Here is a 25,402-nt window from a genome sequence, read left to right on the forward strand (position 1 = left end):
TTTGTGCCCTCCCGTGTGGAGAGGAAAGGGCTAGCGCGACTCGTGCCCCTTAACAACTATCATTGTCAGTGTTGAGCGCACCTTGGGGGAGCTCCTCAAGCTCTTATACACTATGTCCCTGAGCTTGTTCATGTCTTCGCTCTCTATTATAGCCACTATGTCGTAGAGGCCGTAGACCATGTAGACTGCTTTGACCTCCGGCATGCTCTTCAGATTTTCAAATACCTCCTCATCGGCCCCCATCTCGGTGTTTATGAGTATTATGGCCTTGGGCATATGCCTCACTCTCCCCTGGGGCCCTGCTGCGGCGGGGCCACGGGTAGCCTGGAGGGACTAGGGCATGGTATATAGGTATATAGGGTGTCCTGTCTGGCCCACGCATTTGGCTCTACCCCCGGGGCGTGCGCGTGTATTGGATGGTGTTGGCCGGGGCCCTAGGCTCTATGCCGTGTACATGAGGCATGACAATCCACGGTACAACACTGTGGCCAAGCTCATACGGCTCGGGCTGGTCGAGGAGGTTAGGAGGCCCCGGCCGGGCAGCCTCGTTCTCGATCCCCTCTCCCCCTACCCTGTCTCAGGTAGCGACCGGGGCATAGTGAAGACGGGCGGCGTCTGCGTTGTCGACGGGTCCTGGAGGAGGGTCTCCCGGGTGCTCCGGCGCCTTTCCGGGGTTCGGAGGAGGCTCCCCCTGCTCCTTGCGGCTAACCCGGTCAACTATGGAAGGCCCTTCCTGCTGAGCAGCGCCGAGGCTCTCGCGGCAGCACTCTACATAACCGGGTTCACCTGGCTGGCGTGGAGGCTTCTCTCGGTATTCAAGTGGGGTCCAGCATTCTTCGATATCAACGGGGGATTACTCGAGGAGTATCGTGGCAGGACGCAGGGGGAAGTCCTGGAGGCTGAGTGCAGGATTCTCCGCTCAAGGTATGACGTTGAGCTGGGCGACTGCAGCCCCAGCAGACTTCTCGAGATGTATAAGCGGGTTGTGGAGAGCTACGAGGTGGAGGGTAGGTAGGGGTGGTGCGGGGGGTGGGATTTGAACCCACGCAGGCCTACGCCAGCGGGTCCTAAGCCCGCCCCCTTTGACCTGGCTCGGGCACCCCCGCGCCCCGGCGTGATGGGCCCGGTTGGGGCTCCTCCCAAGCGCCACCATGGAGCCGGGTAGGGGCTTAAATGCGCTTATGTCCCTGCCTGGGTCTCTCCGGTGCCCCGCCTCCGGCCCCGACGGTTGCCTCGGCAAGCATCACGGATACCTTATCTGCTATCTGCTCGGCCAGCGCTAGCTTCTCCATGGTGTCTGGCAGGGCGTCGAGAAGGCTCTCCAGCATGCTCCATACCCTTCTAGCTGCCTCGGCGAGTAGCTTCACACGGGTATCTGGGTCCACGCCGGTTATGAGCCTGCAGACCGCCTGGGCGCCCGGGCTAAGGCTGCCATGGGTGTAGCGCGACACTGCAGCCGGGCTCACACCCATTATCTCGGCCAGGTCTTTGGCGGCGTAGCCGCTCTCCAGCGCGATCTCCACCAGCCTCCTCCTCGTGGCGGGGTCCAGCTGGGAGAGGGCGCTGCAGAGCGCATGCGCCTCCACAATCACACCTGGTCTTCTCCTCTTCACTATGGGAGCCCCTTCTTAGGGGTCGAGCCCCAGCGCCGAGAGCACTCTCTCCAGGGACTCCAGCGTGGGGGCCTGCTTGTAGCTCCTCAGGGCCTCCCGCAACTCCTCGCCGGAGCCGCTGAGCCGGGTGCATCTCCTCGTCAGGCTTAGGCGCCGGAGACCGGCTAGGAGCTGGGTTAGGTTGCCAGGCTTTCTGCTCAGTGTGCTGGAGTCGTAGTCGACTATGTAGGGCTCGAGGCTCTTCTCGTCGATCAGGACCTGGCCCCCGGGTCTTGCAAGCTCCCCGTGTCGGAGGCCTAGGCGGTCCAGCCGGTAGGCCTTCCAGATGAGGCGGCGTATTAGATGCCGTGCAGCGCCGCAGCCTATCTCATTCACCTCGTCCAGCCTGGGGCCCAGCACGGCATCCGCGACCAGGTAGAGGCGGCCTGCGGTGTAGAGCCTCGGGGCGGCGCCCAGCCAGGCGGCGGCAGCCCAGGCTGCGGCCTCCCAGAGTATAGTGCTGCGGCGCGATTGCGGGTGAAGGGCTTTGACCGCGGCGACTCGGCCGCGCCAGATTGCGAGGAACACGTTGCCGGCCCATCCCCTTCCCAGGAGCTGGTACCCTCCGGGCAGCCGTATCCTCCCCGCGTTCACGTAGTGGGTCACGCCGGCCTCCTCTAGCTCCTCGAGCAGTTCTCTGCAGAGCCTGCTGCCGGGGTCTGGGTAGCAGACTGCAGGTGTAGCCTTCCTCAGCTCGATAGCCCTGGCTTCAGCCAGCTCGGCGCTCTCGCCGCCTCTCTGGCTAGCCATTCCAGCTCTTCCCCCCTCAGCTCGCTGGCTGCCGCTGGGAGCGGCGCTATCTCGACCCTGTAGCCTCTCGCGGAGCCTGGGAGCCACTCGGCTAGCCTTCCGCGAAGCAGCTCCACGGCGTCTCGGTAGCGCCTCGGCCTAGCCACGGCTAGGCGGCCGTCCTCCTCGACCCAGGGCCCTAGGGCCTCGGTGTCGCGGCGGTATTTCTCCAGGAAGCGTTCAGCGTTCTCGCCGTTCCAGGCGTGGGGGCCCAGGTGGAGCTCGTAGCGCGGGAGCAGCCTAGATTCAAGCTCTATCGCCAGTGCTATCCTGCCCTCCCCGCCTGCGTGGGCGGAGGCTGCTAGCACTCTGAAGCCCCAGCGCTCCAGGAGGCCCCGGGCCTGGCGTAGTGCCCTCAGCGCAATACCCCACATGTTGTCGGGGGGCAGAGTCCTCCCGGGCTCCATAGCTATGATTACCGTGTTGGATGCCCTGGGGCCGTAGGCGGCTACCACGCTCCCGGGGAGCAGGGGCGGCGAGACGCGGGCCTCGCCGGGGACGCGGAAGAACCTCTTGCTGGGCTCCCTTAGGTAGAGCCGGGCGGCTGTTATGAAGAGGGCTATGCTCCTTCTCGATACGGCGGCGGCGGCGTTGCGTCCCGGGTCCACTGGGTCAGGCACTATCATAGCAGCGCCCCTAAACTTCTTCAACAACTCCCTCCTGCCATGGCGGCCCTCAACGTCTATAATCACTGGCGGCCTCCAGGTGAGGGCCGCCTCCAGGACTCTGCGGAAGCACTGGTAGTGTATCACCAGGAGTTCTGTCAGGTAGCCTGAGAACCCCCTGACAGCCAGCTCGGCCCCGTAGACGCCGACCCCCTTCATGAACGACTTGAGCAGCCTTATCTCGTCTCTCATCTCGGGGGTGGTGTGTTCTATCACGTAGATGCGGTGGAACGGGGTGCGGTCCACGGCGGTGAGCGGCCGCGAGGGGTCGCTTACCGAGCAGCCGGGCACAGCCTCGACCCAGACGCCGTCGACCATGAAGCGGAGGTAGGGGTGCTGGGCATAGCGTAGCTCCACCTTCACCCCCGTTGAGGAGAGTAGTGCGGCGAGCTTCTCCACGAGCCCCGACTCTATGGTTTCCAGGCACGTCTCCTCCGGTAGGAGGAGGAACACGTCTAGATCAACGTCGCCCCTGAGCCAGGTATCCTTGGCGTAGCTTCCCTCGATTGTTACCCTCGCCTCTACACCCAGCTGCCGGAGCGCGTGTTGCACGAGGTTCACTGCCCTGCCGGCAACCTCTCTTAGCCTGTCCCTCTCTTCTGGCGAGGGTCTTATCTCCCTTAGAACATCCTCCTCCACACTGCCGAGTATGCATGCAGCACCCATTACCGCTGCCCCGGAGAGGCGTCGCGGTTACGGCCCTATAGGGGTGAGCGTGCTCCGCCGGGCTAGCCTGGGACCGCGGCTGTGAGGAGGGCTGGTATTGCAGAGAGGCCCTAGAGGGCCTCGATGATGATGGACACCAGCACCGAGCCCCGCTCTAGGCCTGCGTGACGGCTGTCATATGCTGCGGGCGCTGTGGTTAAGCTGGGGCAGGGGCTGGAGCCCCTCCGGGGTTGGGTATGGCGGACTACTTCATGGAGCGTGCCCGGGGGGTTCACGAAGAGCTGCTCCGCAAAGCCCGTAGTATACGGGATGAGGAGCTTCGCTCGGTCACGCTTAGCCTCCTAGAGAACCCTGTCATAACCTTCACCAAGGCGGAGCCTAGGATAAGCTTCTACGAGAGCCCTGCAGCGCCTAAGAAGCACCACGCCTATCCTGGCGGGCTCCTAGACCACACGCTAGGTGTCACCGAGATAGCTGAGAAGCTCGTAGAGGTTTACCAGGGCATCTACGGGGCCAACGTGGATCGCGACCTGGTTGTGGCTGCGGCACTGCTCCACGACCTCTTCAAGTACTACCAGTATGAGCGGGATCCTCTAACCGGCGGGTATAGGCCTAGGAGTGACTGGTACTTCAGCCACGACTTCGCAATGGTTGCTGAGCTGTCGGTGAGGGGCGCCCCGGAGAAGCTGATAAGGGCCGTGGCCGAGACTCATGGAACCGTCCCGTTCACCACTATAGAGTCTCAGATAGTGCATCAGGCCGACTCCACCGACTCAGAGATGGTCTCGCAGATACAGGATGTAATATGGCGTGTATGTCTCGACATAGAGTTGGAGCTGGGCAATGTAAAAGCTGTAAAGATCTTCAATGAGGCTATGAGGAGGGCGCCTATATTCGAGTACGCCAGGCTATACTATAGCAGGGGCCGTGACGCGTTGAGAGAGCACATCAAGAAGCTCCTGGGGCTTGGCGGCTAGGCCGTCCCCTGGGATTGGGGAAACATACATCCCTCAGCCGGCGGGAGAGGGCTCCACCGGGGCAGTGTGGAAGCCGACATATGCGTACACGGCTCCGTGGATGAAGAGGGGTCGATTTGCCGAAGCCCCGCAACACTAGGCCGATGAAGAGCCGTCGGACGTGGAGGAGCCTTACGGCAGGCAGGGCGATGAACTATCCCCTGGCTCCTCTGAGGCATATGCTGAGGCACAATACACTGCACTCATGGTAGGTGCAGCTGGAAGCGGTGTGTAGGCTCTGAGAGGGGTCCGGCTTCATCACCTTGACGGGCTCAGCAGACCGTTCACCGTCTTCACAGCCTCTTTGGGGGCTCGGGGTGAGAGCTCTCGCACATCCCCCGGCGGGGTCGCATGGTTTGCTACTCCTCACAGCCCCTCCACGGCTGGAGGGTTAGAGTGCAGCCTTCAGTATTGAGGCTATGCCTCTAGGCAGCTTGGGGAGCAGGCGTAGCAGCGTGCTCACACTGAGCTCGCCGAGCCCGAGGGAGGTGAAGGCGTCTGTAGGCAGGCTGGTTATTATCCTCGCCCTCGACTCGGGTGACGCGCTCTTAACCTTCTCGAGTATCCTGTGCTGCACGGCTATCCAGCGTATCACTCCGCGAGCCTCCCCTGCGGGGTCATGCCCCCTGATTATCCCGGTGAAGAGGGCGTAGGCTGAAGCTACAGAGGGGCGTATGCCCTCCCCGGTCAGTGGATATACGAAGCCGGCCGCCTCACCTATCACGGGCACGCTTCTGCGCAGCATAGACTCGTCTACGCCGGACATGTTTATCCTGGCCCCCTTCACGGGGGTGAGGGGCTCGGCGCCGTCCCCAAGCCTCTTCTTGGAGAAGTGAGTGAGCCTCCGGCGAAGAGAATCTACGTCCTCATAGCCGCCTACTCCTATATCGACTACTCCCCCGAGCGGGGGAATACCCAGTAGTAGCCGACAAGCTCTCGGTCGAACCAGATCTCTACAACATCCTCCTCTACCACGTCTCTTGTACGGAATATCTGCTGGACGGCCATTATGGTCTCGCGGGCGGCTCTCGGTAGGCCTACGAGGCCGGGGGCGAGCACTACTCTCTCCCGTGCCTCCAGCCTCGAGGAGCCTATCCGGGGCGAGTAGGGGTTTGATATGTCTACATACCTCTTGTATAGCGTAGAGCCCTCGAGGAGCCGGGTTATGAACAGCCTCTTGTCGATGATGTAGCCCCAGAGCGAGCCGTAGTGCTCGTGTACAAGCTTGCCGTCAAGGTAGACTCGGAACCCACGTATCTCTGTGAGCACAGTGTCACCTGGCACTTTCACGTATTTCTCTATCTGGACGGGGACGGCCCATCCACAAGGCTTCGAGCCCGGCTCAGAGCCCTCATAGACTTCTACACGGTAGCCGCTGCTAGAGGCGTAGTACGCGAAGGCCGCGCCAGCGGGCCCTGCCCCAACCACTATGAAGTCCGGCTTCTCCTCCAACGCCTCGGACCCCCGGGCGGCCTCCAAGCCGGTGCTCGTATGCAGCCTCGTGCTCTACTTCTGGCCGAGCGCAGCCTCTTCAAGCATGGCGTTTACTATGAAGCGTGGAATGTAGTGTAGTACTGAATCGTTCGCGCCGCCCGCTATTTTCTCCGACAGCTCTGTAGCCCTGGCCAGCATGCTCTCTATGACACTATAGGCTTTGTTCATGCCTCCTCCGTTAAGCCATCGTAGAAAGAGGCGTAGCCCCGGCTCCTTGCGGGCTTTCTCACTGTCCCGGCTGTCACGTATATCGTCTGCTATCTGGTATACAATACCTATTATCTCGCCATACTGGGATGCAATATCCATTATAGAGTAGTGGCCTGCCGCTATAACGCCTAGCTCCGCGGCCAGGCGGAAGAGAGCACCTGTCTTGAGCCTTATCATATCCAGGTAGGTGTCGGGGCTTAGCTCCTCGGGCACGGTGAACGCGTCTATAACCTCGCCGCGGGAGATGTCAAGCCAGGCCTTCACTGTGCGGCGTAGCGCCCGCTCACCGTAGCGCTCAGCGACTATCCTTTGCGCAAACGGTATGAGTATGTTGGATACCATCACGGTCTTTTTAAGCCCATATTTCACCCAGGCAGCTTCGCTGCCCCGTCTAATATAGTCCTCGTCTATTATGTCGTCTAGTGCTAGGCTTGCTGCGTGTACCAGCTCAACTGCCACTGCTGCATCTATCGCGTCCTCGATTGATGCTCCGAGGGTTTTGGCCATTTCTACTGCTAGGAAGCCTCTCAGCCTCTTACCGCCCATAGCTATATATTTTGCAGCCTCGATTATACTTGCCTCGGGTAGTTTAGCCAGCCAGCTAGCAATAGCCCTGTCAATGACGTGGCGAGTGGTACGCCACAGCTCGAGCAGCTTATGATCTCGCATACCTGCTCTACCTTTACGGCCTCAAGGATATTTACAAGTAGGCTTCTCTATGCAGTTTCTAAGGAGCATATAGCCCATTTCTGCATGCACTGTCCTGCGCCTGCACTCTTATACCCTTTTCCGCATGTCTAGCCTAGAGCTTGGGGTGTACCGGGTAGTGGCAAGGGCGAGACTATCATACCCCGATGCTAAGTCGTTCTACAACATGCTTGACGCAATATCCAAGATAGTCGACGAGATAACTATGATAATAACAAGTGATGGCGTGAGGGCGGTAGCCCTGGACCCGGCGCATGTAGCACTTATAAATATAGAGCTGCCCCCCGAGAGCTTCATCGAGTACGAGGTTGAGGATGGAGAGGTAAAGCTGGGTTTCAATGTGGCTAACACTGCTAAGATAGTCAAGAGGGGCAAGAAGGGTGACAAGCTGGATATAGAGGTTGACGAGGAGAGGGTAACATGGTCTATAGTTGGTGCCACTATAAAGCGTTATAGGCTTCTAAACCTTGATGTGCCGGTTCCCGAGGTGCCCGAGGCACAGCTTGAGTTCAAGATAAGGATTGCAATGGTTGTAGACCCGTTCAAGAACGCGCTTAAGGATGCCGAGGCGGTGGGGGATACAGTGGAGCTCGAGGCTCCCGATGAAAACACGTTCATTATACGAGGTGTCGGTGCTGCCACCGCTGAGGCGAAGATAAGGAGCGACTCCCCGGCGGTTGTGGAGTTCCATGTGGAAGAGCCCGGCAAGTCAGCCTATAGCATCGAGTACTTGAAGCACGTGTTATCACTGACCAGGGTAGCCGATACCATAACTATAGAGTTCTCGCAGAACATGCCGCTTCGGCTAAAGTTCCAGCTTCCTGCGGGTGGTGGTGTTACCTACCTCCTAGCGCCCAAGGCGGCTTAACGGCCCCAGGGGCTGATGAGACTCCACCGGCTCGACGTAGCCCCTCGGTGCGGTATGGCTTGGGGGATGCAGAGGGCCAGGACAGCTGACCCCTGCACCTGCCTACCTTCTAGCCCTTCTCAGGACAGCTTCCGCTATGTGCCTGGCCGGGTCGATGCCCGTGGCGCTTTGTAGTCCCCTCCAGAGGGGTGATGCGTTCACCTCTATCACTGCAAATCCCTCCTCGTATTCTATAATATCTACGCCAGCATATATTAGGCCTAGGATTTGGGAGGACTTTACTGCGGCCTCCACTATCTCGCTCCGTGGCGACGCTGGAACGGCCCTAGCGCCTCTCGCTATGTTGGTTTTCCAGAACCCGTGGGGGGCCTCCCGGTAAATGGCTGCTACTGCCCTATCCTCCACAACAAATACCCTGAGGTCTCTGTTGCCCTTCTTCTCCAGGTAGCGCTGCAGGTATATGGGCTGGTTGAGTGAGAGGAGCAAGTTCACAATATAGTATGCGGTATCAATGCTGCTGACCATGAAGGAGCCGAGGCCCAGGCTTCCAGTGATAGGCTTTAGTACGGCCCTTCCTAGCCTCCCCACCTCCATCAAGGCCTCGGAGGGGTTCTCGGATACAACCGTGTAGGGGACCGGGATCCCATGCTTGCTGAGCAGGCGGAGGCTTGTAAACTTGTCACGGGCAGTAAATATGGCGTCTGCGGGGTTAACTACGAGAATGCCCTCCGACTCGGCTGCCTTCAGGAACGCATGGCGATACATGTACTTCTCAACGCTGAGTCCGCGGCCGAAGCCACGCACGATTATAGCGTCTACATCGAGGCACCGGCCGCGGTAGCGTAGGGGGCATTGTGAGCCTACTCCCACCCCAGTATACCCCCATACCATGTAGACTGGTTTCGCCCCTAGCTCGGAGAGCGCTTTCATTAGTCTCCTAGAGCTCCATGTAGGCTGTGGAGAGTTGTGGAGGATGGCTACTCTAGTCACGCCCCAATCCCCCATCATCCTTAGAGGAGGCGGCCGGGGCCTTCTCCTCGCCGCTCCTTTAGCCCGCAGCTCTACCCGCGCCTTGTTGCGTCAACCACCTTCTCTATTATAATGGAGCCATAGATGGGAGCCGTCAGGGGATCTGTATGCATTACTAGCTCTATCACGCGCGCCTCCTCATTCATGTACATGGACTTTTTGAATCTTACCTCTCTCATTACATCCTCCTCTACATCAGTTAGCATGGCTAGTATTTGGGGGCCTAGTGCCCGTGTAGAGAGGTGTACTAGGAGGCTGGAGAGGGGGTAGATGCGTGTGTTCTTCTGATAGCCTGCAAGGATGTAGGCAGCTGGGAGCATTGTTGTTGACGCGTATACATCCAGCTCCCCCCTTCCTATGAGCTCTCGGATCGATTCTATGGTATCCTTGTATGCGTCTATGAGGCTCTCGTATATGGCGGATATGTTTGATACCTCATCAATGAGCCTCTTGACCCGCACCTTTATGCTGCTCAGCTTATCCGCCAGGCTTGCTGCAGTCTTGGCGGCGATCAGCAAATAGTGTAGGGATGGCCTCTGCGAGGCAACCTCCACCAGGCTGTCACGGCCTACATGTTTAGCGATTATTCCTGGCAGAGGCGGGGTTACGGCCACTAGCCTAGCGCCGGTAAGGCGTGCAGCATCGGCTGCTCGCGCTACAATGTTCTCCGTGCCGGGCTCTGCGAAGAGAACTATTAGAGGAGATTCTTCATGATAGGCGAGGGTGTGATATATTACCGCCTCTATAGGGTCTATGTACACGTTGTGGTCAGTGAGCTGCCGTAGAATCCAGTAGAGGAGATGAGCCGAGGCCTGGGCGTAGAAACTGCCGGCGAAGGCGACGTATATAGTTCTCAACGTGCCCAGGCGCTCTACTAACTCCTTAGCCTTGCTGGCGCTATCAGCCTCTATCCTGGAGAGCGTTGCCTGCGTCAGAGCAGCGCTGTCTCGAGGGATCGGCAGCAACTGCACCTCGCCGGGTCGGGGCTCTCGGGAAGCCTCGGTATAAGCTCATACAGGAGCCGGCGGGCCTTCTCGGTGTTCTCCCTCATGACCCTGGTTACCTCCTCGGCGGTTACAGGGCGCTCCGCCCAGACGTCGTAGTCTGTCACGAGTGCTAGCGTGGCATAGCATATCTGGGCCTCGCATGCCAGGTTTACCTCAGGCACCAGTGTCATGCCTATTATGTCGGCCTTGAATACTTCCTTCCAGACCCTGCTCTCAGCCTTCGTCGAGAACCTTGGACCCTCTATGCATATGTACGTGCCACGTTCATGTATAGTGTAGCCTAGGTCTCTCCCCGTCCTTATGATCTCCTGCCTAAGGTGTTCACAGAACGGCTCAGCCATGCTCACGTGAGCTACCACGGGGCCTTCGAAGAATGTGTAATCCCTCTTCTTAGTCATGTCTATGAACTGGTCTGGAACCACTATGTCACCAGGCTTATAGTCCTCGCGGAGGGAGCCAACGGCGGAGACGGCGATTATCCACTTGGCTCCCAGCTTCTTGAGCGCCCATATGTTGGCTCTATAGTTTATGCGGTGTGGCGGTATGCGATGCCCCCTGCCATGCCTCGGCAGGAAAGCTACGCGCCTCCCCTTCACGCTGCCAACTATAATGTAGTCGCTTGGCTCCCCATAAGGCGTGTATACTTTGACCTCCTTCGGATTCTCAACTATTCCCGGGTCGTAGAGGCCGCTGCCACCTATTATGCCGATGTCTGCTACAGCCTCGGGCTTAGGGGGGAACTCTGCCATGCTTATACACCATGTCGAGGCGTTGGGGACAGTAACCGGAGGAATATAATGGTTAACAGTGGCTCTGGCTACAGGCTCCGCGGTTTACGGGCTACTACGCCCTGAGCCTTGTCGTTGAAGTGTATATTGGTGAACCCTGCGGCCCTCAGTCTCTCAACAACGCCCCTTACGATGGGGCCGCGGCCGTGGCCTCTGGTCTTCATGGGCTCTCCTGTATAGTGGAAGAGCACGCCCCCGGGCTTCAGTACGCGGTAGATCTCGCGATAGAATACGCTGCTATATAGCTCCCCGGCCACGTTGAACCTTGGAGGGTCATGTATCACGCGGTCGAAGCTGTTGTCAGGCAGGAGCCCTATTACTTGGGAGGCGTCGCCCAGAATGATTACCGCCCTCCTGTCGGCTAGCCTCTTGCTCGACGGGTTTAACTCAGCCAGTGCCAGCACTTCCCTGCTAACCTCTATTGTGTAGACTCTGCTTGCTCCCCTCTCTAGCGAGGCTATGGCGGTATAGCCTAGGCCTGTACATACATCAAGAACCACGTGCCCGCGTTTTACCCGGGCGGCGGCAACCTTGGCTCTAGCATCGCTCACGGGGTCCATGCCTACTATGCGGTGCATGTGTATGCCGTTGATAATCAATGTGGGGGTTTTGAGGCCTCGAGGGTTGTGGAGCCTCATGTAGGCTCCTGGCCGCCTAACCTCAATAGGTATGAGCCCCTTTCCCGTAACCATGTACATGTAGTCTTCCCGCAGGAGCCTGGCCTCAGCACTATCGAGTGTTACTGATATAGCTCCATTGATGCTTACTTCTAGTACCCCGTCGGAACATGATACGGTGGAGTACCCCCACTCTATGCGCTCATTTCTCCCCTCACTGCACTCTGCTGCCACGTCAACCAGCAGGTAGCCTGGCACAGCGGCTCTGCGTGGCTGAAACCTATAAACCTCCAACCCGTAGGTCGTGGGCTCCAAGGGCTCCCCTGGCACCCGAGGGTTTAGAGGATCCGTGGTCTCCCGTGTTTACCCTGGCGTGTCTACCTCAGGCTAGGGGATGATGTGCACGACTCACTCTGACGCGCTGCCGTATGGTGATGGAGGTTTCGGCTGACCCTTGTTCCTGGACTCCAGTAGGGCGTCTATGTAGGTTTTTACTGCTAGCGCGTGTTTGCATAGCCTTCCATAGTATGATGCTGGGCATGTGCATCGTAGGTAATTTCTCCTTGGACTGTAGTAGACGATGTATATGCCGTGCTTCCCCTGACTGTTGCAGCGTACGTCCCGGGCGCTACAATCCTCATGTATATTATTCTTCCCTGGTTTACTATACGAGCAGCCTCTGGCAGCAGTCTCTTTTTAGAGCTCTCTGGCTTGTTCTCGGACCCACCCGGCCTATCGGCTGCAACAACTTGCTGCATACCCGGTAGCCCGGAGGACGTGTGAAAGTGAGGCTGAGCCCTAAGGGACCCGGGTGTAACTAAGCATGTCAGTTACCAGCTTGAATACCCTCAAAGGGGTCCTAATGCTCACCAGGCCTCATAACTTGTTTGTGGCTATAATCACTACATTCATAGGCTACGGCCTAGTGTCCAGGATATATGGGCTCCCCTTACTATCCTCATCATTCATATACGCTACAGCTGTAGTCGTATTTGTAGCTGCGGCTGGCTATGTAATAAACGATTACTATGACGTAGAGACGGATAGGGTGTCAAAGCCCTGGAGGCCTCTTGTGACTGGCATAGTAGCGCCAACCACTGCAAGGCTCCTAGCATATATACTATACCTGGCTGGTATGGTGGTCTCCCTTGTCCTAGGCTTCTGGCCGGCGGTATTTGCAGCGCTAAACGCGGTGCTGACACACGAGTACTCGCGTTGGGTTAAAAAGACCGGTTTTCTAGGCAATCTGCTAGTGGCACTGAACTCCGCTGCAACCATACTCTTCGGAGGCCTCGTAAGGAGTCTCGACGCTAACTCCCCGGTACCCTACCTCGTCCTGCTACCATCACTCTATGCTTTCCTGCTCATACTGGGAAGGGAGATAGTGAAGGGCATAGAGGACGTGGAGGGGGATAAGCGCATAGGAGCAATGACTCTTGCAGTCAGCTGTGGAGTCCACTGCGCTAGAAGTGTTGCTGCACTACTCCTGCTCGTAGTAGTTGCTATAAGCCCATTGCCAGCTCTGCTAGGGCCGTACAACCTGGCTTACCTAGCGCTGGCGCTTGTCGTGGACGCGAGCATTATCTTAGCGATACATGCACTCTACAATGGTCATGAGGCTCGGCATATAGTAGAGGCCTCCAGGAGAGCCAGGAGCCTCCTTAAGATAAGCTTACTCGCCGGGGGCCTCGCTTTCGCCTTGGGCCTCTTCTAGCCCTTTATCCTGAGGAGACCTACGGCCCTAGGAAGCGGGCTCTGAGAGGTCGATGCTCAGCATAAACCGCCTCAGGATAGGGTAGCCTCTTCACAGCCCGTGCGTAGCACGTCCAGCATCGATGCTATAGCCCTACGCAGCCTATCCAGTTTACGCTTCCCCAATGCTAGGTAGGAGTTGAGGAGCTCAGCCAGCAAGCTATAATTCCGCGTGGCTACGAACCTTCCCCTGAACATTATAGGTATGTCTATCCGCTCGGTGCCGAATATGAACATGTAGTAGGACCTGGATGTATAGCGGTACCCCGTATACTTATAGCCAGCCCTGACAGCTATGCTGGCTAGAAGCTCTGCCATAGCAATGCTGCATGTGTGGAGCGCCAGTATTGGGGGCTGTGCGGCTGCCCAGAGGTAGCTATGGTTAGCGTTCATGGCCTCTCTGACGGCCTCCTCAAGCTCTTGTGGCCCTATGGGCTTATGCCACTTTCGTACAATACCTCCATGCCTCTTGTCGCCGGGCGTGGGTGCGGAGAACACGGCTATGCGGCCACTGCAGGAGCTGGATGTTGCTATGCATGGTATAGAGTTCAGAGCTTCAAGAACATCCATGATGTCTTGGTCTAGCTCGTTTCTTGTAGACGCCTCACGGAGGCTTTCAAGGAGTCTTCTACGCAGGCCTCGCCACTCAGCGGTGTTACATGTACTCGGCTGTGGAGCCACATGCATACATTACACCTAGCCATGCGGCTAGTGAGGCGTAGCCGCTGGCCCTTACGGGGTTGAAGAAGAGTATCAGCCCTTCCCCAATGCCCTTGACTTCGCCTATTATGCTGACGTCATTCACGGACAGTATCTTATTAATAAGTCTTGCCCTGGGTCCCACTATCTCGTATATATTCTCTATGCAGCAGCTGGGGCTGGGCTTCCCAACAGCACCCGCCGGGTGCAACGGGTTGTGCGAATACAGGTTGCCGCATATGCCACCCCTTTCCTGCACTTCGAGTCCACCATAGTCCTTGGATACTACCATTACCCCGTTCAGGCCTTTCCTTACCACGTTCTCGAAGAATTCCTCATAATCCACCTCAACAACCCGGATGCCTGGCGAGCGTATGAGGGCGGCAACCTCTTCCGACGCTGCTACAATGCACGTCCTATCCCCGGGAACCAGCCTACCATACCCCCATGTTGATGCATGGACTGTCACTCCGCTATCGCCGCAGCCGGGCGGGCATATGATGCTGCCCACGCCTACTACCTGCTCCACGGTGAACCCGTTATTCTCCAGAACAGCGGTGAACGGCATGTCCGCAATCATGCACTTACACTTGCCCCCAGATATTATTGAGAGTACCTCCCTGAGCTTCCCCGGCTCCGAGAGCAGATGCTCTATGAGGTATACAACGCTGCCAGCAGGTATCTGCGGCATGGCATCGGCACCCCTCAGCAGCCTGGTTACACTTCATCGCGTCGCTCAGCCCTTACATGGGTCCTCATCGGGCAGTTGCTATGAGAGAGCCTAGCCTCTATCTACCCTTCGCCCTATCTGAGCAGCTAATTCTGGGGCCTTAGAAGCCTTGATGAGGCGGTGGCCGAAGCGCCGCGAGTTCCTAGCCTACTACCTGCTATTGAAGTATGCGGGAGAGAGCGGCTCCAAGGACACGTGTATAAACGCGGGAGAAGCGGTTGACGTCTTGACAGTACTAACTGGGAGCAAGAGGCTTGCGAGATCGCTGCTCCGGCAGCTAGTAAGGAAGGGGTTTCTTCAGAGGGCCAGGCCCATGGTGTACTGTATACGCAGCCTCGAGGAGCTTCTAGACGAAGCCCTTACCCGCTACATTGCCGGGAGGCTACGCCGCCGTGGGGTAGAGGCGGAGGTCAAAACTGCCAGCGGCTCCAAGCCAGCCATACTAGTTATGGATAGGGAGTATTGTAGGAAGCTAGCCCAAATAATACCGAGGAGCGGACTAGAGCTGGAGTGCCCGTAGCCTCCAGGGGCCAGGGGCTTCAGCTCTAGTCCTCCTCGTAGATCTCCACCATTATGCGTGCCTTCACCTTGTCCCTGGAGAACGGGGGCGGGGACTCTCCCAGGTCCACTGCGAAGACCACGTTGTTACCAATACTGTCCGTGAATCTTACCTCGGCTATGTACCGCTTCTTAGGTCCCGTCTCAAGCACCTTGAGCACAGCGTCGTATATTCTGCTTAGTGCCATCTGTAGTGCGACGGGGCTGCTGAAGTCCTCCGGCTTCAGCTGTATAGCTTGGATGCCCTGCATTACTTCTCCTATACGTGCCTCCCCCTGGAATATTGCCAGTTTCTTCTCCCCACTATTACCGGTGTCCTGGCTTCTACGCTCCTCACCCATAGCTCCAACCACCGATTTTACCCGGTGATAGTGGAATGGAATACTTAAATAGTCTCCTCTGTAGGGCTAGCCCTAAAGGGGTGTCGTTAGGGAGGTAATTTCGGCCATGAAGGTTTATATTGTTGACCATTTTACCGGCAGCTACGCCCTCAATGAGGATAGGGAACTAGTGGCATACGAGCATGTGTCAAAAAGCCTTGACGATATAGTAGAGGAGGCACTCAAGGTGGAGCGAGGCGAGCCGACGGCAGCGTATCTTAGGCTTCTTGAGAAGCTTAAAGAGAGGGGTATCGCCACCGTAGTCGTTGAGACCACTGAGATGGCCAAGGTGGCATCTAGCAAGGGCTTTGAGGTTGAGGTTAGGCCTGCCAATGAGATAGCCCGCCACTTTAGGAACCAAGCGGCCGAGATAGCCTCCAGCACCGGGTTCGTTAAGGATGTAGACGAGTACTATAAGCTCCTGCATGAATTCACCATTGAGATGACCCGGAGAAAGCTACGTCGCGCCGCTCAGAAGCGTGACCTCCTAGCAGCCCAGGCTATAAGAGCCATAGACGATATAGATAAGACGACTAACTTGTTCGCTGCAAGGCTCCGCGAGTGGTACAGCCTCCACTTCCCAGAGCTAGACGATCTAGTCCGCGAGCATGAAGACTATGTGAAGATAGTGGCTGAGCTGGGCCACCGTGACAATATAACTGTTGAAAACCTAGTGAAGCTCGGTTTCAGCGAGGAGAAGGCCAAGAAGATTGCAGAGGCGGCCGCTAAGAGCATGGGCGCCGACTACCCGGAGTTCGACATACAGCCTATGCAGAGACTGGCGAGGATCACGCTTGAGCTCTATAAGCTGCGTAGAGACCTCTCAGACTACATAGCCCAGGTAATGAAGGAAGTAGCCCCCAATGTAACAGCGCTAGTCGGCCCACTGCTAGGCGCGAGGCTCATAAGCCTTGCAGGCAGCCTGGAGGAGCTAGCCTATATGCCAGCCAGCACCATCCAGGTGCTGGGCGCCGAGAAGGCGCTCTTCCGCGCCCTACGCACGGGAGGGAAGCCGCCGAAGCATGGCGTGATATTCCAGTATCCCGACATTCATCGTAGCCCCCGTTGGCAGCGTGGTAAGATAGCTAGGGCTCTCGCCGCTAAGCTCGCTATAGCAGCTAAGGTGGACTACTTCACGGGCAGGTACATCGGCGATAAGCTGAAGGAGGCTCTGAGGAAGAGGATAGAGGAGATAAAGAGGATATATAAGAAGCCGCCCAAGAGGAAGGAGATAAAGCCTGCAAAGCCTGCTAGACCCGCTAAACCGGCACGGCCCAGCCGCGGCGGAAAGGGTGGTAAGGGCAGGGGCAGGAAGGGGAGAAGAAAGGGGAGGTAGCTCCCTTGCACGCCCCGGCTAGCCCAGGGGCAGGCTCCATCGTGGAGTAGTATGAGGTGGTAGAGGAATGGTTGAGGTCGTCAATGTATATGAGCATGACCGCTACAAGAACGTCTACGTGGTCGAGCTGGAGGACGGATCCACGAGGCTTGCCACGGTCAACCTAGCTCCAGGGAAGAGGGTCTATGGAGAGAGGCTCTTCAAGTGGGGAGACAAGGAGCTGCGCGAGTGGAACCCCTACCGCAGCAAGCTTGCCGCAGCCCTGCTTAAGGGCATCGAGGAGCTCCCGATAAAGCCTGGGCACCAGATACTCTACCTAGGCGCCGCTACCGGTACAACACCCAGCCATGTATCCGACTTACTGGGCCCCAGAGGCAAGCTCTACGCGCTCGATGTAGCGCCACGTGTAATGAGGGAGCTTATAGCCGTCTGTGAGACCAGGCCCAACATGTTCCCCTTGCTCGCCGACGCTAGGAGGCCCTACGAGTACCGCCACATAGTTGAACTCGTAGACGGGATATATGCTGACGTAGCCCAGCCTGACCAGGCAACCATAGTGGCGGACAATGCTGACTACTTCCTGAGGGAGGGAGGCTACCTGCTAATGGCTATAAAGGCTAGGAGCATTGATGTGACCAAGGAGCCGAGCGAGGTGTTCCGTAGCCAGATAGACGAGCTGAAGAACAGGGGCTTCGAGATAATAGATATGGTGCACCTGGAACCCTTCGATAGGGACCACGCAATGGTGTATGCAAGGTATAGGCCCCAGAAGCAGGGGGCCTAGGAGGCCCCTCAAGGTTTTAGCATGGAGGCACCACTAGGCTGCTATCTGTATGGTGGTAGCCTCCAAGCACCTGCTACGCCCTTGCCACCCCTCGGGGGGCCTCGGGAGTTATGACTATGGATTCTACAGCCGCAGACAAGCTCTATCTCCATCTGTACCGTAGGATACATATGGATAAACAGTTCTTCAGCTCTATTCGCCCCGTGGAGTACAAGCCCCTCAGCGTCCTGCTCGAGGAGGAGAAGCCCAGCGTGCGGTTGGCGTCAGGCAGCCGCCACGTGCTCGACCGGGATGACCTCGAGAGGCTTCGCCAGCGGCTCCCCTGGTACATGCACAGCCTGGTAAAGCTTCCCTTTTACTTCATATACTCGCGCGTGGGCGAAGTGGGCCAATACCGGCTGGCGGGTCCGGACAAGTGGGCCGCCAAGGCCCTGGGCCTACTCCTCGCCGGCGACATAACCGTCGAGAAGTGGAGGCTTACCAGGAGTGAAATGGCCCGCCTGCTCTCCTCGTTTAAAACCCTTATAATCGTCTCCCTATCAATTTCAGTATGAGTGCTGGGTAAAGCAAGGGAGGCCTGCAAGGAGGATGGGGTCAATGCGGAGCCTGGATGAGGTAATGTGGGAAACCATAAGGACGCTACAGTCCCACGGCTATAGCGTAGAGAAGATAGTGTATCCTGAAGACCCTAGGAGACGCAGCATAGACATAGTGGCCTCTCGTAGCGGCGGCAGCCCGCTGCTGGTGAAGGTAGTCGAGGATGCTGCAAGCCTCCAGCCCAGAGAGTTCCGTGAGCTTCGTGGGTGCAGCCTACTACTAGACGCAGCGAGCCTAGTGGTTGCCGACAGGGACGGCGATACCGAGCTAGACTACATGGTTGCCCACGAGAGGTCCGGCGTCTACGTGGTGAACACTGAGGGGCTTGAAGCAGCTCTAGACAACTCCATCTATGTAGTGAAGAGACAGGGCAACTACTACATGAGGATAAACGGCGAAAGACTGCGCGAGGAGCGCACCCGGAAGGGATACAGCCTAGGCGACCTAGCATCGCTGCTGAGCGTAAGCCGCAGAAGCGTCTACATGTACGAGCAAGAAGAGGTGGATGTATCGCTGAGCACGGCGCTGAAGCTTATGGAAATATTCGGTGAGGAGGTATTCAAGCCTATACCAATACTTGGCGAGAAGCCCGAACCGAGACGGCACATGCTAGTGAGGCATGGAAGCCCCCACGGCGATGTAGGCAAGGCGCTGGAGGCTATAGCGAGAGCTGGCGGCGACGCTGTGGAGACTAAGCGTATACCGCCGGACGTGGTTGCCAGGATAGGAGCTGACAAGATGCTGATAGTTATAGAGCGTAAGAGGGAACGTAGGCTGGAGAAGAGGGTCTACGAGGCAGCCAAGGTTGCTTCCAGGGTACTTGCCAGAGTGATAGCCATAACCAGGAGGAGCGGTGCCTCGGGCCTAGAGGAATATGGCGCCCAGGTGTATAGGAGCCTCGAGGAGTTCGCTTCCGAGGTTGAATCTGGGGAGCCCGGTGAGGCTCACGAACGACCTATAGGTAATAGCTCTTAAAAAGAAGGCTACCGACCCGTCGGCTCCCCTGGGAGCCCTGGTTGGCGATAAGGCTGCGTGACCGCGTTTATATAGCCGATCTCCTCGGTAAGGGTGAGGTGGGGAAAGAGTATACCGTAGCCGGCTGGGTGGACACGGTTAGAGCTCATGGAGGCATCGTCTTCATTATCCTCAGAGACCGCACTGGAAAGATGCAGCTTGTCGTCAAGAGGAATGTCTCAAAGGAGTCATGGAAGATCGCCAAGAGCTTGAACCCGGAGAGTGTTATAGCTGCGAGAGGCGCTCTGGTGGAGAGCAAGGCCGCCCTAGGCGGCCGCGAGCTCGTTGTTAGCGAGCTAGTTGTCTACTCCGAGGCCGAGCCGCTACCCATAGATATAAGGGACTATCGGAAGACTACACTGGCGAAGAGGCTTGACTGGAGATTCCTCGATCTGCGAAACCCCAGGAACATGTTGATATTCCTAGTGGAGGCAGAGATGGCCAGGGCTGCCAGGGACTGGTTCTACGAGCACGGGTTTGTGGAGATATTCACACCCAAGATAGTCGGCGCAGCTACAGAGGGCGGTGCCGAGGTCTTCAGCTTGGTTTACTTTGATAAGCCGGCCTTTCTCGCGCAGTCTCCCCAGCTCTACAAGCAGATGGGCGTCATATCTGGCTTCGAACGCGTCTTCGAGATAGGCCCGGCCTTCCGTGCCGAACCTCATCATACGACGCGCCATCTGACAGAGTACACTAGCCTCGACCTGGAGATGGGCTTCATAGACAGCTTTGAGGACGTGATGGACACTGTTGAAGGCGTTGTGAGGGCTATGGTGAGGCGGGTTATAGAGGTCTACGGTGACCGGATAAGGGAGTACTTCCCGGACGCCAGGCTCGAGGAGCCTAAGGAGATACCGAGGATAACCATACGTGAGGCGTACAAGCTCCTGGAGTCAGCTGGTGTACCGGTTGAATGGGGGGAGGATTTGAGTAGTGAAGCGGAGAGGAGGCTCGGCGAGATAATAGAAAGGGAGTACGGCTCCCCCATGGTGTTCGTTACCGAGTACCCGTGGCGCGCCAGGCCCTTCTACACGATGAGAAAGCCTGATGACCCGGAGTGGACGCTTAGCTTCGACCTGCTCTTCCGTGGGCTCGAGATAGCTACCGGCGGACAGCGAGAGCACCGCTACGAGGTGTTATTGAGGCAGATAGAGGAGAAGGGGTTGAACCCTAAGAGCTTCGAATGGTACCTCAACATGTTCCGGTTCGGAGCCCCGCCCCATGGAGGCGCGGGGATAGGCCTGGAGAGGGTTGTAATGCAGCTGCTCGGCCTCGGGAACATACGTGAGGCACGGCTGCTTCCACGTGACCCGGAGAGGCTGGTGCCATAGTCCACCCTTCTAGCAGGGTTGGGTCAGCCCCCAGCGCCTCTTCATCGGGGCGGTATTGGCCTCTGCGTCGTCTAGCCTCATCACGCCGGCCTGGATGCTACGGAGGAATGATTATAAATGATTATTCGGGAGCAGTCTTATTTAAACGGGGTTAATGATGGGGCAATCGCATAGCAGCCACCACGTGGTGCTTCATCGGCGCTGGCCCTTCGAGGAGAAACCCCTGCTAATATTCTGGGAGACTACTAAGGCTTGCATGCTAGCCTGTAAGCACTGCCGTGCTTCCGCGATCCTTGAGCCCCTGCCCGGAGAGCTTAGCCACGAGGAGGCGGTGAGGCTCATCGACGATATAGCTGGCTTCGGCAAGCCCTCCCCGATACTAGTGTTTACCGGTGGAGATCCCTTGATGAGGAAGGATATATGGAGCCTTGTAGCGAGGGCCAAGGAGCGCGGGATAAGAGTTGCTATGGCTCCTGCTGTGAGCCCGAAGCTCACAAACGAGGCTATAAGTAAGATGGTTGAGCTCGGCGTTGACGGTGTGAGCATAAGTATTGATGGGAGTAAGCCGGAGATACATGACAGCATACGCGGTATTCCAGGTGTTTTCAATAGGAGCATAGAGGTCATAAAGAAGATGATGGGCTTTGGTCTACGTGTGCAGGTAAACACGGCCGTCATGCGTGACAACGTGGAGGATCTAGCCGACATGGTTAAGCTCCTGCTAGACCTTGGTATACGCGTCTGGGAAGTCTTCTACCTCATACCCGTCGGCCGTGCCCAGAGGGAGCTTGATCTAACACCCCAGGAGTGGGAGGATGTAAGCCACTTCCTCTACGAGGCCTCTAAGTACGGCATAGTAGTGCGTACGACGGAGGGCCCCATGTTCAGGCGCGTAGCTATAATGCGCAGGCTACTCGAACTCCACGGCTATGACCCCGACGAGGTGTTGAAGCCTGGGCCGCTCTACCGGCGCCTAGTCTCCAGGCTTCGCAGCCTCCTTGGGGAGCCCCGCGGCAAGCCATTGGCTTCGACCACCGGCACGCGCGACGGCAAGGGCATAATATTCATCTCTCATGACGGCCTGGTCTACCCGAGCGGCTTCATGCCCTATCCCGTGGGGAGTGTGAGGAGGGAGAGCATAGTAAAGATTTACCGGGAGAACCCGGTGCTCAGGAAGATACGCGCCGCCGAGTTCAGGGGGAGGTGCGGCGCCTGCGAGTTCCGCGACATCTGCGGTGGCAGTAGGGCCCGCGCCTACGTGCTGCGCGCCGACCCCCTGGGTGAGGACCCCGCGTGCCCCTACACTCCTGGAGAGTTCGCCAGGCTCATTGAAAAGCTCGGCCTAGACACCCGGAGGGCTGTCGAGGAGATAGAGGGGCTGAGGCACGTGCTCCCTCCCCTACCCGGCGAATCTCCGGGCTCCTAGCCTTACCCCGCGTATAAATGGCCGGCCGCTCGTAGGAGGTGGTACTCCATGGCACTGGCTGGCCTCGCCCCAGGCGTCCTCGAGAGGCTTGGGAGCGAGCTGGCGGCAGAAGCGCTCATGGAGCTCCAGTACCGCTTCCCGCTGACAGCGACCCCCTACTGTGACGTCGCCGACAGGCTTGGCGTCAGCGTGGAGAGGCTGCTGGCGGTGCTCCGGGAGCTTAGGGAGAAGAGGATACTCAAGCGGGTCGGCTTCTACTTCAACTACCGCGCGGCCCGCAAACGCGGAGCCCTCATAGCGATTGAGACCAGTAGGCCGAATGAGGCCACCAGGCTCCTCCTGGAGATGCTAGAGGATGTCACGCATAGCTATCTCCGCGACCACCCAGTATACAACCTATGGGTTGTGGGTAAGCATAGGGACCCGGAGAGGATAGTGGAGGCTGCCAGGCGCGCCGCCGAGCTCTACGGCACCGGCCGGTGGCTGGTACTCTGGGGCGAGAAGACGCTACGGCTCAGCGTGAAGTATGACCTTGAAAGAGGCGTTAGCAGGGCCGGGCCTATGAGCAAGGTGGCGCTCCGTCCGCCTCGGCCGGAAGACCTCGGCTATACCACGGCCCTCGCCCGCGCATTGAGGGTTCTGCCGCTGGAGCCACACCCCTATGCTGTGATAGCAAGGCAATTCAACATGTCGGAAGACGAGGTAGTGGCCGCTATGAAGGAGATGCTGGATAAGGGCATACTAGGCGACCCCGGCGCCGCTCTCGACGGTCATAGGCTGGGCTTCATATTCAACGGAATGGTGACCATAGCTCCCCGTAACATGGACCAGCTGGAGGACCTCTGCAGCTGGGTTGTAGACAACATCGAGGAGGCTACCCATGTTGTCAAGCGCTCTGCCACCCCGCCGGGCAGCTGGAGGCATCTATGCTACTTCATGATACATGCTGTGGACGAGGAAAGGGTGAAGCCAGTGCTCGAGCGCCTCAGCGGGTGCCCCTACATGGACGACTACATGGTGATCAAGAGTCTTGAGGACCTACTGCCCGGCGTGATCAGATAAGCATTATTTATTAGGATGGTTAGCTGGCGATCCTCGTAGGAGGGGCCGAGTAAAATGATACCAGTCACTGTAATGGTCACCGGCAGGGGCACCGTTTCGACGCGTATAAAGGGCCACTACGGCCCCAAGAGACCCTCCAGGTTCTCGGACGCGCTGCGCCCAATAGTGTTCTGGAATATAACATACCAGTGCAACCTAAAGTGTATTCATTGCTACATAAACGCCATGCTTAACAAGAGGCCTGACGAGATGAGCACTGAGGAGGCGCGTAGACTGGCAGAAGAGATGGTTGAGATAGGTATCCCGCTGGTGGTTGTCACGGGGGGCGAGCCTCTGGTAAGGGAGGATTTCTGGGAGATAATGGAGCCCATGGCTAACAAGCGGAGGCCAAAGCTCTCCCTAAGCACCAATGGAACCCTAATAACCCGTGACGTAGCTGAAAAGCTCGCCTCCTATGGCTTCGTCTATGTAGGCATATCTATAGACAGCATAAAGCCGGAGTGGCATGACAAGTTCCGCGGTGTCCCAGGCGCTTTCGAGGCAACCGTCAAGGGTATAAAGAACAGTATTGATGCCGGCCTCGACGTAGGCATAAGGACCACAATAACCAGGTACAACGTGAAAGAGGTACCAGAGATACTCCGCTGGGCCCACGACATGGGTATAAAGAGGGTTAGCCTCTATCTACTCGACACCGTCGGCCGCGGCACCTGGATAAAGGACTGGCTCCCAACGCACGAGCAGCTCAAGTGGCTCGCCGACACGCTGATAGACGAAGCGAGAAAGTATGCTGACAGCCTCGAGATACTCATAGTGAGGGGCCAGTTCCTGGGCATATATATAGCAGACAAGCTTGCTAAGTCTAATGAGGAGTTCGCCGACTACATAAAGATGCTTGACGCCCAGGGCAACTGTGGCAGGAAGAGTATAAGCATATACCCGGAGGGTACTGTTAAGCCCTGCCAGTTCATAGACTGGGTGACCCTGGGTAATGTGCGTGAGAAGAGCCTGCGCGAGATACTGACCCCCGATAACCCGGCGCTCAAGCCATTCCTGGAGGCGGAGAAGTACCTACGCGGCCCCAGATGCGGCAGCTGCCCGTTCCGCCGTATCTGCGGCGGTGGGAGCCGCGGCAGAGCCCTGGCCATGACTGGCGACCCGTGGGGCGATGATCCGCTCTGCTTCCTTGACATAGAGAATATAGTGAAGAGGAGGGGGATAGACCCCCGGGCTGTGCTCTAGCCTCTTTCCTCCCTTCCTGAGCCTCTGCTCTTTCTACCCGCTAGTAGGCCCGCGGCTATTACTGGGAGAAGGATGCTGGCATCCCCGTAGACCACGACGCTCTCCGCTTCTGGTCGAAGCTTGTTCCAGGTTATCGCCTCACGCGGATGCGCGCCGCTGAGGCTTCCGTCGTACTCTATAGCTGTGGTCATGTAGACGGCGCAGTCTAGCCCTTCGCGGAACTGGGCCCACCAGATTGTGTGGTGCTTGCTTATTCCTCCCCCCACTATGAGGGCGGTGGCGCGCTTGGCTGTGAAGAACTTGTTGGCAATGACCTCCTCGTCTTTGAACGGGTTTACTCTGAGGTCCCGGTGGGTCTGCAGGTAGGTGAAGAGTGCTGTGCCGAAGGCGCCGTCTAGGAACCCCGGCACTATTATGGGTGTGCCCGTCTCACTTGCTGCCGCTAGTATGCTCCCCCTGTCGCTGCGTAGCTCTCTGCCTATCTCCCAGAGTATTTCGTAGACCCCCCACTCCCTGCCGCGGTCAAGCCTGTCAAGGACCTTGTAGACCGTCTTCTCCACACGGGGCCCGTAGTCCTCCACCGGTATGAATACATTGCCCAGCCTGTGGATCTCCATCCTCTGCAGCATGCGGTCGTCGGCTTCAAAGAAGCCCTTGTAGTATCTGCCCCCGGTCCCCCTGGCAACGTCATGGTCTATGGTGCCGCACGTGGTTACAATGAGGTTGAAGAAGCCCTCCCTTATCAGCTGGGCTAGCACACCGCGCAGGCCGGTTGCTACAAGGTTCGCTGTGAAGGATATCACGCGTAGATCCGACTCGGGGAGGCACCTGGAGAGTATGCGTATGGCCCTAGCCACGTGGCCTGCCATGAATCCATGTATGTTGTCCAGCAGCTCTACTATGCTGGAGAGGGGCTGGTCCGGGTTTATCTCCACATCCTTTACCGACTCTGTGAGCAGTTTCTCCCGATCCCCGCTCATTG

General features: G+C 57.8%; 29 protein-coding genes and 1 tRNA gene. 13 read left to right on the top strand and 17 right to left on the bottom strand.

Annotation, left to right across the window (positions count from 1 at the left end; genetic code table 11):
- Positions 1 to 30: 30 nt before the first annotated feature.
- Positions 31 to 276 (bottom strand): Lrp/AsnC ligand binding domain-containing protein, encoded by a 246-nt coding sequence (locus CF15_RS02780; RefSeq protein WP_058370430.1) that lies wholly within the window; start codon positions 274 to 276, stop codon positions 31 to 33.
- Positions 277 to 412: 136 nt separating this feature from the next.
- On the opposite strand from CF15_RS02780, the gene CF15_RS02785 reads away from it, so the two are divergent.
- Entirely contained in the window at positions 413 to 1,015 is a 603-nt protein-coding gene (locus CF15_RS02785) for a DUF367 family protein (protein WP_070807809.1), read from the top strand.
- A 3-nt stretch (positions 1,016 to 1,018) separates the two neighbouring features.
- Here the strand turns inward: CF15_RS02785 and CF15_RS02790 are convergent.
- From CF15_RS02790 to cca, 4 genes are all read right to left on the bottom strand, one after another.
- A tRNA-Leu gene (locus tag CF15_RS02790) sits at positions 1,019 to 1,106 on the bottom strand.
- 63 nt (positions 1,107 to 1,169) lie between these two features.
- Positions 1,170 to 1,592: a hypothetical protein gene (locus CF15_RS02795; protein ID WP_058370431.1), complete on the bottom strand. Its 423-nt coding sequence runs from the start codon at positions 1,590 to 1,592 to the stop codon at positions 1,170 to 1,172.
- Positions 1,593 to 1,628: 36 nt separating this feature from the next.
- Positions 1,629 to 2,402, bottom strand: a complete 774-nt coding sequence (locus CF15_RS02800; protein WP_058370432.1) for a hypothetical protein — start codon at positions 2,400 to 2,402, stop codon at positions 1,629 to 1,631.
- Positions 2,342 to 3,772, bottom strand: coding sequence for a CCA tRNA nucleotidyltransferase (gene cca, locus CF15_RS02805; protein ID WP_058370433.1), 1,431 nt, complete (start codon positions 3,770 to 3,772; stop codon positions 2,342 to 2,344). Before cca ends, CF15_RS02800 begins: the two co-directional genes overlap by 61 nt.
- A 236-nt stretch (positions 3,773 to 4,008) precedes the next feature.
- On the opposite strand from cca, the gene CF15_RS02810 reads away from it, so the two are divergent.
- On the top strand, positions 4,009 to 4,749 hold the full coding sequence (locus CF15_RS02810; protein WP_058371353.1) for an HD domain-containing protein: 741 nt from the start codon (positions 4,009 to 4,011) through the stop codon (positions 4,747 to 4,749).
- Between the two features lie 430 nt (positions 4,750 to 5,179).
- Here the strand turns inward: CF15_RS02810 and CF15_RS02815 are convergent, their stop codons facing one another.
- The 3 genes from CF15_RS02815 to CF15_RS02825 form a co-directional block, all read right to left on the bottom strand.
- Positions 5,180 to 5,575, bottom strand: a complete 396-nt coding sequence (locus CF15_RS02815; RefSeq protein WP_058370434.1) for an NAD(P)/FAD-dependent oxidoreductase — start codon at positions 5,573 to 5,575, stop codon at positions 5,180 to 5,182.
- A 104-nt stretch (positions 5,576 to 5,679) separates the two neighbouring features.
- Positions 5,680 to 6,240: an NAD(P)/FAD-dependent oxidoreductase gene (locus tag CF15_RS02820; protein ID WP_168371226.1), complete on the bottom strand. Its 561-nt coding sequence runs from the start codon at positions 6,238 to 6,240 to the stop codon at positions 5,680 to 5,682.
- A gap of 54 nt (positions 6,241 to 6,294) precedes the next feature.
- On the bottom strand, positions 6,295 to 7,161 hold the full coding sequence (locus CF15_RS02825) for a polyprenyl synthetase family protein (protein ID WP_058370436.1): 867 nt from the start codon (positions 7,159 to 7,161) through the stop codon (positions 6,295 to 6,297).
- A gap of 124 nt (positions 7,162 to 7,285) precedes the next feature.
- Here CF15_RS02825 and CF15_RS02830 point away from each other — a divergent pair, with 124 nt between their 5' ends.
- Positions 7,286 to 8,068: a DNA polymerase sliding clamp gene (locus CF15_RS02830; RefSeq protein WP_070807810.1), complete on the top strand. Its 783-nt coding sequence runs from the start codon at positions 7,286 to 7,288 to the stop codon at positions 8,066 to 8,068.
- A 102-nt stretch (positions 8,069 to 8,170) separates the two neighbouring features.
- Here the strand turns inward: CF15_RS02830 and CF15_RS02835 are convergent, their stop codons facing one another.
- The 5 genes from CF15_RS02835 to CF15_RS09355 all read right to left on the bottom strand — a co-directional run bounded on the left by CF15_RS02835 (position 8,171) and on the right by CF15_RS09355 (position 12,154).
- Entirely contained in the window at positions 8,171 to 9,058 is an 888-nt protein-coding gene (locus tag CF15_RS02835) for an ATP-grasp domain-containing protein (RefSeq protein WP_058370438.1), read from the bottom strand.
- 71 nt (positions 9,059 to 9,129) lie between these two features.
- Positions 9,130 to 10,062: a MurR/RpiR family transcriptional regulator gene (locus CF15_RS02840; protein ID WP_058370439.1), complete on the bottom strand. Its 933-nt coding sequence runs from the start codon at positions 10,060 to 10,062 to the stop codon at positions 9,130 to 9,132.
- Entirely contained in the window at positions 10,029 to 10,853 is an 825-nt protein-coding gene (locus tag CF15_RS02845) for an S-methyl-5'-thioadenosine phosphorylase (protein WP_058370440.1), read from the bottom strand. Before CF15_RS02845 ends, CF15_RS02840 begins: the two co-directional genes overlap by 34 nt.
- Positions 10,854 to 10,921: 68 nt before the next feature.
- Positions 10,922 to 11,824 carry a methyltransferase domain-containing protein gene (locus tag CF15_RS02850; RefSeq protein WP_058370441.1) on the bottom strand — a complete coding sequence of 301 codons (903 nt, stop codon included), beginning with the start codon at positions 11,822 to 11,824 and terminating at the stop codon, positions 10,922 to 10,924.
- Between the two features lie 93 nt (positions 11,825 to 11,917).
- The gene (locus CF15_RS09355; protein WP_083494590.1) at positions 11,918 to 12,154 is read right to left on the bottom strand and encodes an SWIM zinc finger family protein; all 237 of its coding nucleotides are present in this window, start codon (positions 12,152 to 12,154) and stop codon (positions 11,918 to 11,920) included.
- 178 nt (positions 12,155 to 12,332) lie between these two features.
- Between CF15_RS09355 and CF15_RS02855 the strand changes: the two genes are divergently transcribed.
- Positions 12,333 to 13,223 carry a geranylgeranylglycerol-phosphate geranylgeranyltransferase gene (locus tag CF15_RS02855; RefSeq protein WP_083494451.1) on the top strand — a complete coding sequence of 297 codons (891 nt, stop codon included), beginning with the start codon at positions 12,333 to 12,335 and terminating at the stop codon, positions 13,221 to 13,223.
- A gap of 71 nt (positions 13,224 to 13,294) precedes the next feature.
- Here CF15_RS02855 and CF15_RS02860 read toward each other — a convergent pair whose 3' ends face one another.
- Positions 13,295 to 13,948, bottom strand: coding sequence for a tRNA(Phe) 7-((3-amino-3-carboxypropyl)-4-demethylwyosine(37)-N(4))-methyltransferase (locus tag CF15_RS02860; protein WP_083494452.1), 654 nt, complete (start codon positions 13,946 to 13,948; stop codon positions 13,295 to 13,297).
- Complete coding sequence (locus CF15_RS02865; RefSeq protein ID WP_058370444.1) at positions 13,917 to 14,651, bottom strand: hypothetical protein; 735 nt, start codon at positions 14,649 to 14,651, stop codon at positions 13,917 to 13,919. Before CF15_RS02865 ends, CF15_RS02860 begins: the two co-directional genes overlap by 32 nt.
- A gap of 148 nt (positions 14,652 to 14,799) precedes the next feature.
- Between CF15_RS02865 and CF15_RS02870 the strand changes: the two genes are divergently transcribed.
- Positions 14,800 to 15,210: a hypothetical protein gene (locus CF15_RS02870; RefSeq protein ID WP_058370445.1), complete on the top strand. Its 411-nt coding sequence runs from the start codon at positions 14,800 to 14,802 to the stop codon at positions 15,208 to 15,210.
- Positions 15,211 to 15,235: 25 nt separating this feature from the next.
- Here the strand turns inward: CF15_RS02870 and CF15_RS02875 are convergent, their stop codons facing one another.
- Entirely contained in the window at positions 15,236 to 15,589 is a 354-nt protein-coding gene (locus CF15_RS02875) for a hypothetical protein (protein WP_058370446.1), read from the bottom strand.
- 106 nt (positions 15,590 to 15,695) lie between these two features.
- Here CF15_RS02875 and CF15_RS02880 point away from each other — a divergent pair, with 106 nt between their 5' ends.
- From CF15_RS02880 to CF15_RS02915, 8 genes are all read left to right on the top strand, one after another.
- Complete coding sequence (locus tag CF15_RS02880; RefSeq protein WP_058370447.1) at positions 15,696 to 16,964, top strand: C/D box methylation guide ribonucleoprotein complex aNOP56 subunit; 1,269 nt, start codon at positions 15,696 to 15,698, stop codon at positions 16,962 to 16,964.
- Between the two features lie 67 nt (positions 16,965 to 17,031).
- Complete coding sequence (locus CF15_RS02885) at positions 17,032 to 17,748, top strand: fibrillarin-like rRNA/tRNA 2'-O-methyltransferase (protein WP_058370448.1); 717 nt, start codon at positions 17,032 to 17,034, stop codon at positions 17,746 to 17,748.
- 116 nt (positions 17,749 to 17,864) lie between these two features.
- A complete protein-coding gene (locus tag CF15_RS02890; RefSeq protein ID WP_058370449.1) occupies positions 17,865 to 18,302 on the top strand; it encodes a DUF61 family protein in 438 nt (145 codons plus the stop codon).
- A gap of 43 nt (positions 18,303 to 18,345) precedes the next feature.
- Positions 18,346 to 19,320: a transcriptional regulator gene (locus tag CF15_RS02895; protein ID WP_058370450.1), complete on the top strand. Its 975-nt coding sequence runs from the start codon at positions 18,346 to 18,348 to the stop codon at positions 19,318 to 19,320.
- A 41-nt stretch (positions 19,321 to 19,361) separates the two neighbouring features.
- A complete protein-coding gene (gene aspS, locus CF15_RS02900) occupies positions 19,362 to 20,690 on the top strand; it encodes an aspartate--tRNA(Asn) ligase (RefSeq protein ID WP_058370451.1) in 1,329 nt (442 codons plus the stop codon).
- A gap of 157 nt (positions 20,691 to 20,847) precedes the next feature.
- The gene (locus CF15_RS02905; protein WP_058370452.1) at positions 20,848 to 22,116 is read left to right on the top strand and encodes a TIGR04053 family radical SAM/SPASM domain-containing protein; all 1,269 of its coding nucleotides are present in this window, start codon (positions 20,848 to 20,850) and stop codon (positions 22,114 to 22,116) included.
- A gap of 48 nt (positions 22,117 to 22,164) precedes the next feature.
- Positions 22,165 to 23,178, top strand: coding sequence for an Lrp/AsnC family transcriptional regulator (locus tag CF15_RS02910; RefSeq protein ID WP_058370453.1), 1,014 nt, complete (start codon positions 22,165 to 22,167; stop codon positions 23,176 to 23,178).
- Positions 23,179 to 23,232: 54 nt separating this feature from the next.
- A complete protein-coding gene (locus CF15_RS02915) occupies positions 23,233 to 24,420 on the top strand; it encodes a radical SAM/SPASM domain-containing protein (RefSeq protein WP_058370454.1) in 1,188 nt (395 codons plus the stop codon).
- On the opposite strand, the gene CF15_RS02920 is transcribed toward CF15_RS02915, so the two are convergent.
- A complete protein-coding gene (locus tag CF15_RS02920; RefSeq protein ID WP_058370455.1) occupies positions 24,417 to 25,400 on the bottom strand; it encodes a deoxyhypusine synthase in 984 nt (327 codons plus the stop codon). The two genes, CF15_RS02915 and CF15_RS02920, sit on opposite strands and share 4 nt — an antisense overlap.
- Positions 25,401 to 25,402: the final 2 nt, after the last annotated feature.

Origin of the sequence: Pyrodictium occultum (assembly GCF_001462395.1) — an archaeon.
Classification (GTDB): Archaea; Thermoproteota; Thermoprotei_A; order Sulfolobales; family Pyrodictiaceae; genus Pyrodictium; species Pyrodictium occultum.

Excerpts from the sequence above, each read along its gene's own strand:
- CF15_RS02780 (WP_058370430.1), bottom strand. The coding sequence starts at position 276 with ATGCCCAAGGCCATAATACTCATAAACACCGAGATGGGGGCCGATGAG.
- CF15_RS02800 (WP_058370432.1), bottom strand. The coding sequence starts at position 2,402 with ATGGCTAGCCAGAGAGGCGGCGAGAGCGCCGAGCTGGCTGAAGCCAGG.
- cca (WP_058370433.1), bottom strand. The coding sequence starts at position 3,772 with ATGGGTGCTGCATGCATACTCGGCAGTGTGGAGGAGGATGTTCTAAGG.
- CF15_RS02810 (WP_058371353.1), top strand. The coding sequence starts at position 4,009 with ATGGCGGACTACTTCATGGAGCGTGCCCGGGGGGTTCACGAAGAGCTG.
- CF15_RS02825 (WP_058370436.1), bottom strand. The coding sequence starts at position 7,161 with ATGCGAGATCATAAGCTGCTCGAGCTGTGGCGTACCACTCGCCACGTC.
- CF15_RS02830 (WP_070807810.1), top strand. The coding sequence starts at position 7,286 with ATGTCTAGCCTAGAGCTTGGGGTGTACCGGGTAGTGGCAAGGGCGAGA.
- CF15_RS02845 (WP_058370440.1), bottom strand. The coding sequence starts at position 10,853 with ATGGCAGAGTTCCCCCCTAAGCCCGAGGCTGTAGCAGACATCGGCATA.
- CF15_RS02855 (WP_083494451.1), top strand. The coding sequence starts at position 12,333 with ATGTCAGTTACCAGCTTGAATACCCTCAAAGGGGTCCTAATGCTCACC.
- CF15_RS02860 (WP_083494452.1), bottom strand. The coding sequence starts at position 13,948 with ATGCATGTGGCTCCACAGCCGAGTACATGTAACACCGCTGAGTGGCGA.
- CF15_RS02865 (WP_058370444.1), bottom strand. The coding sequence starts at position 14,651 with ATGCCGCAGATACCTGCTGGCAGCGTTGTATACCTCATAGAGCATCTG.
- CF15_RS02875 (WP_058370446.1), bottom strand. The coding sequence starts at position 15,589 with ATGGGTGAGGAGCGTAGAAGCCAGGACACCGGTAATAGTGGGGAGAAG.
- CF15_RS02880 (WP_058370447.1), top strand. The coding sequence starts at position 15,696 with ATGAAGGTTTATATTGTTGACCATTTTACCGGCAGCTACGCCCTCAAT.
- CF15_RS02885 (WP_058370448.1), top strand. The coding sequence starts at position 17,032 with ATGGTTGAGGTCGTCAATGTATATGAGCATGACCGCTACAAGAACGTC.
- CF15_RS02890 (WP_058370449.1), top strand. The coding sequence starts at position 17,865 with ATGGATTCTACAGCCGCAGACAAGCTCTATCTCCATCTGTACCGTAGG.
- CF15_RS02895 (WP_058370450.1), top strand. The coding sequence starts at position 18,346 with ATGCGGAGCCTGGATGAGGTAATGTGGGAAACCATAAGGACGCTACAG.
- CF15_RS02905 (WP_058370452.1), top strand. The coding sequence starts at position 20,848 with ATGGGGCAATCGCATAGCAGCCACCACGTGGTGCTTCATCGGCGCTGG.
- CF15_RS02910 (WP_058370453.1), top strand. The coding sequence starts at position 22,165 with ATGGCACTGGCTGGCCTCGCCCCAGGCGTCCTCGAGAGGCTTGGGAGC.
- CF15_RS02915 (WP_058370454.1), top strand. The coding sequence starts at position 23,233 with ATGATACCAGTCACTGTAATGGTCACCGGCAGGGGCACCGTTTCGACG.
- CF15_RS02920 (WP_058370455.1), bottom strand. The coding sequence starts at position 25,400 with ATGAGCGGGGATCGGGAGAAACTGCTCACAGAGTCGGTAAAGGATGTG.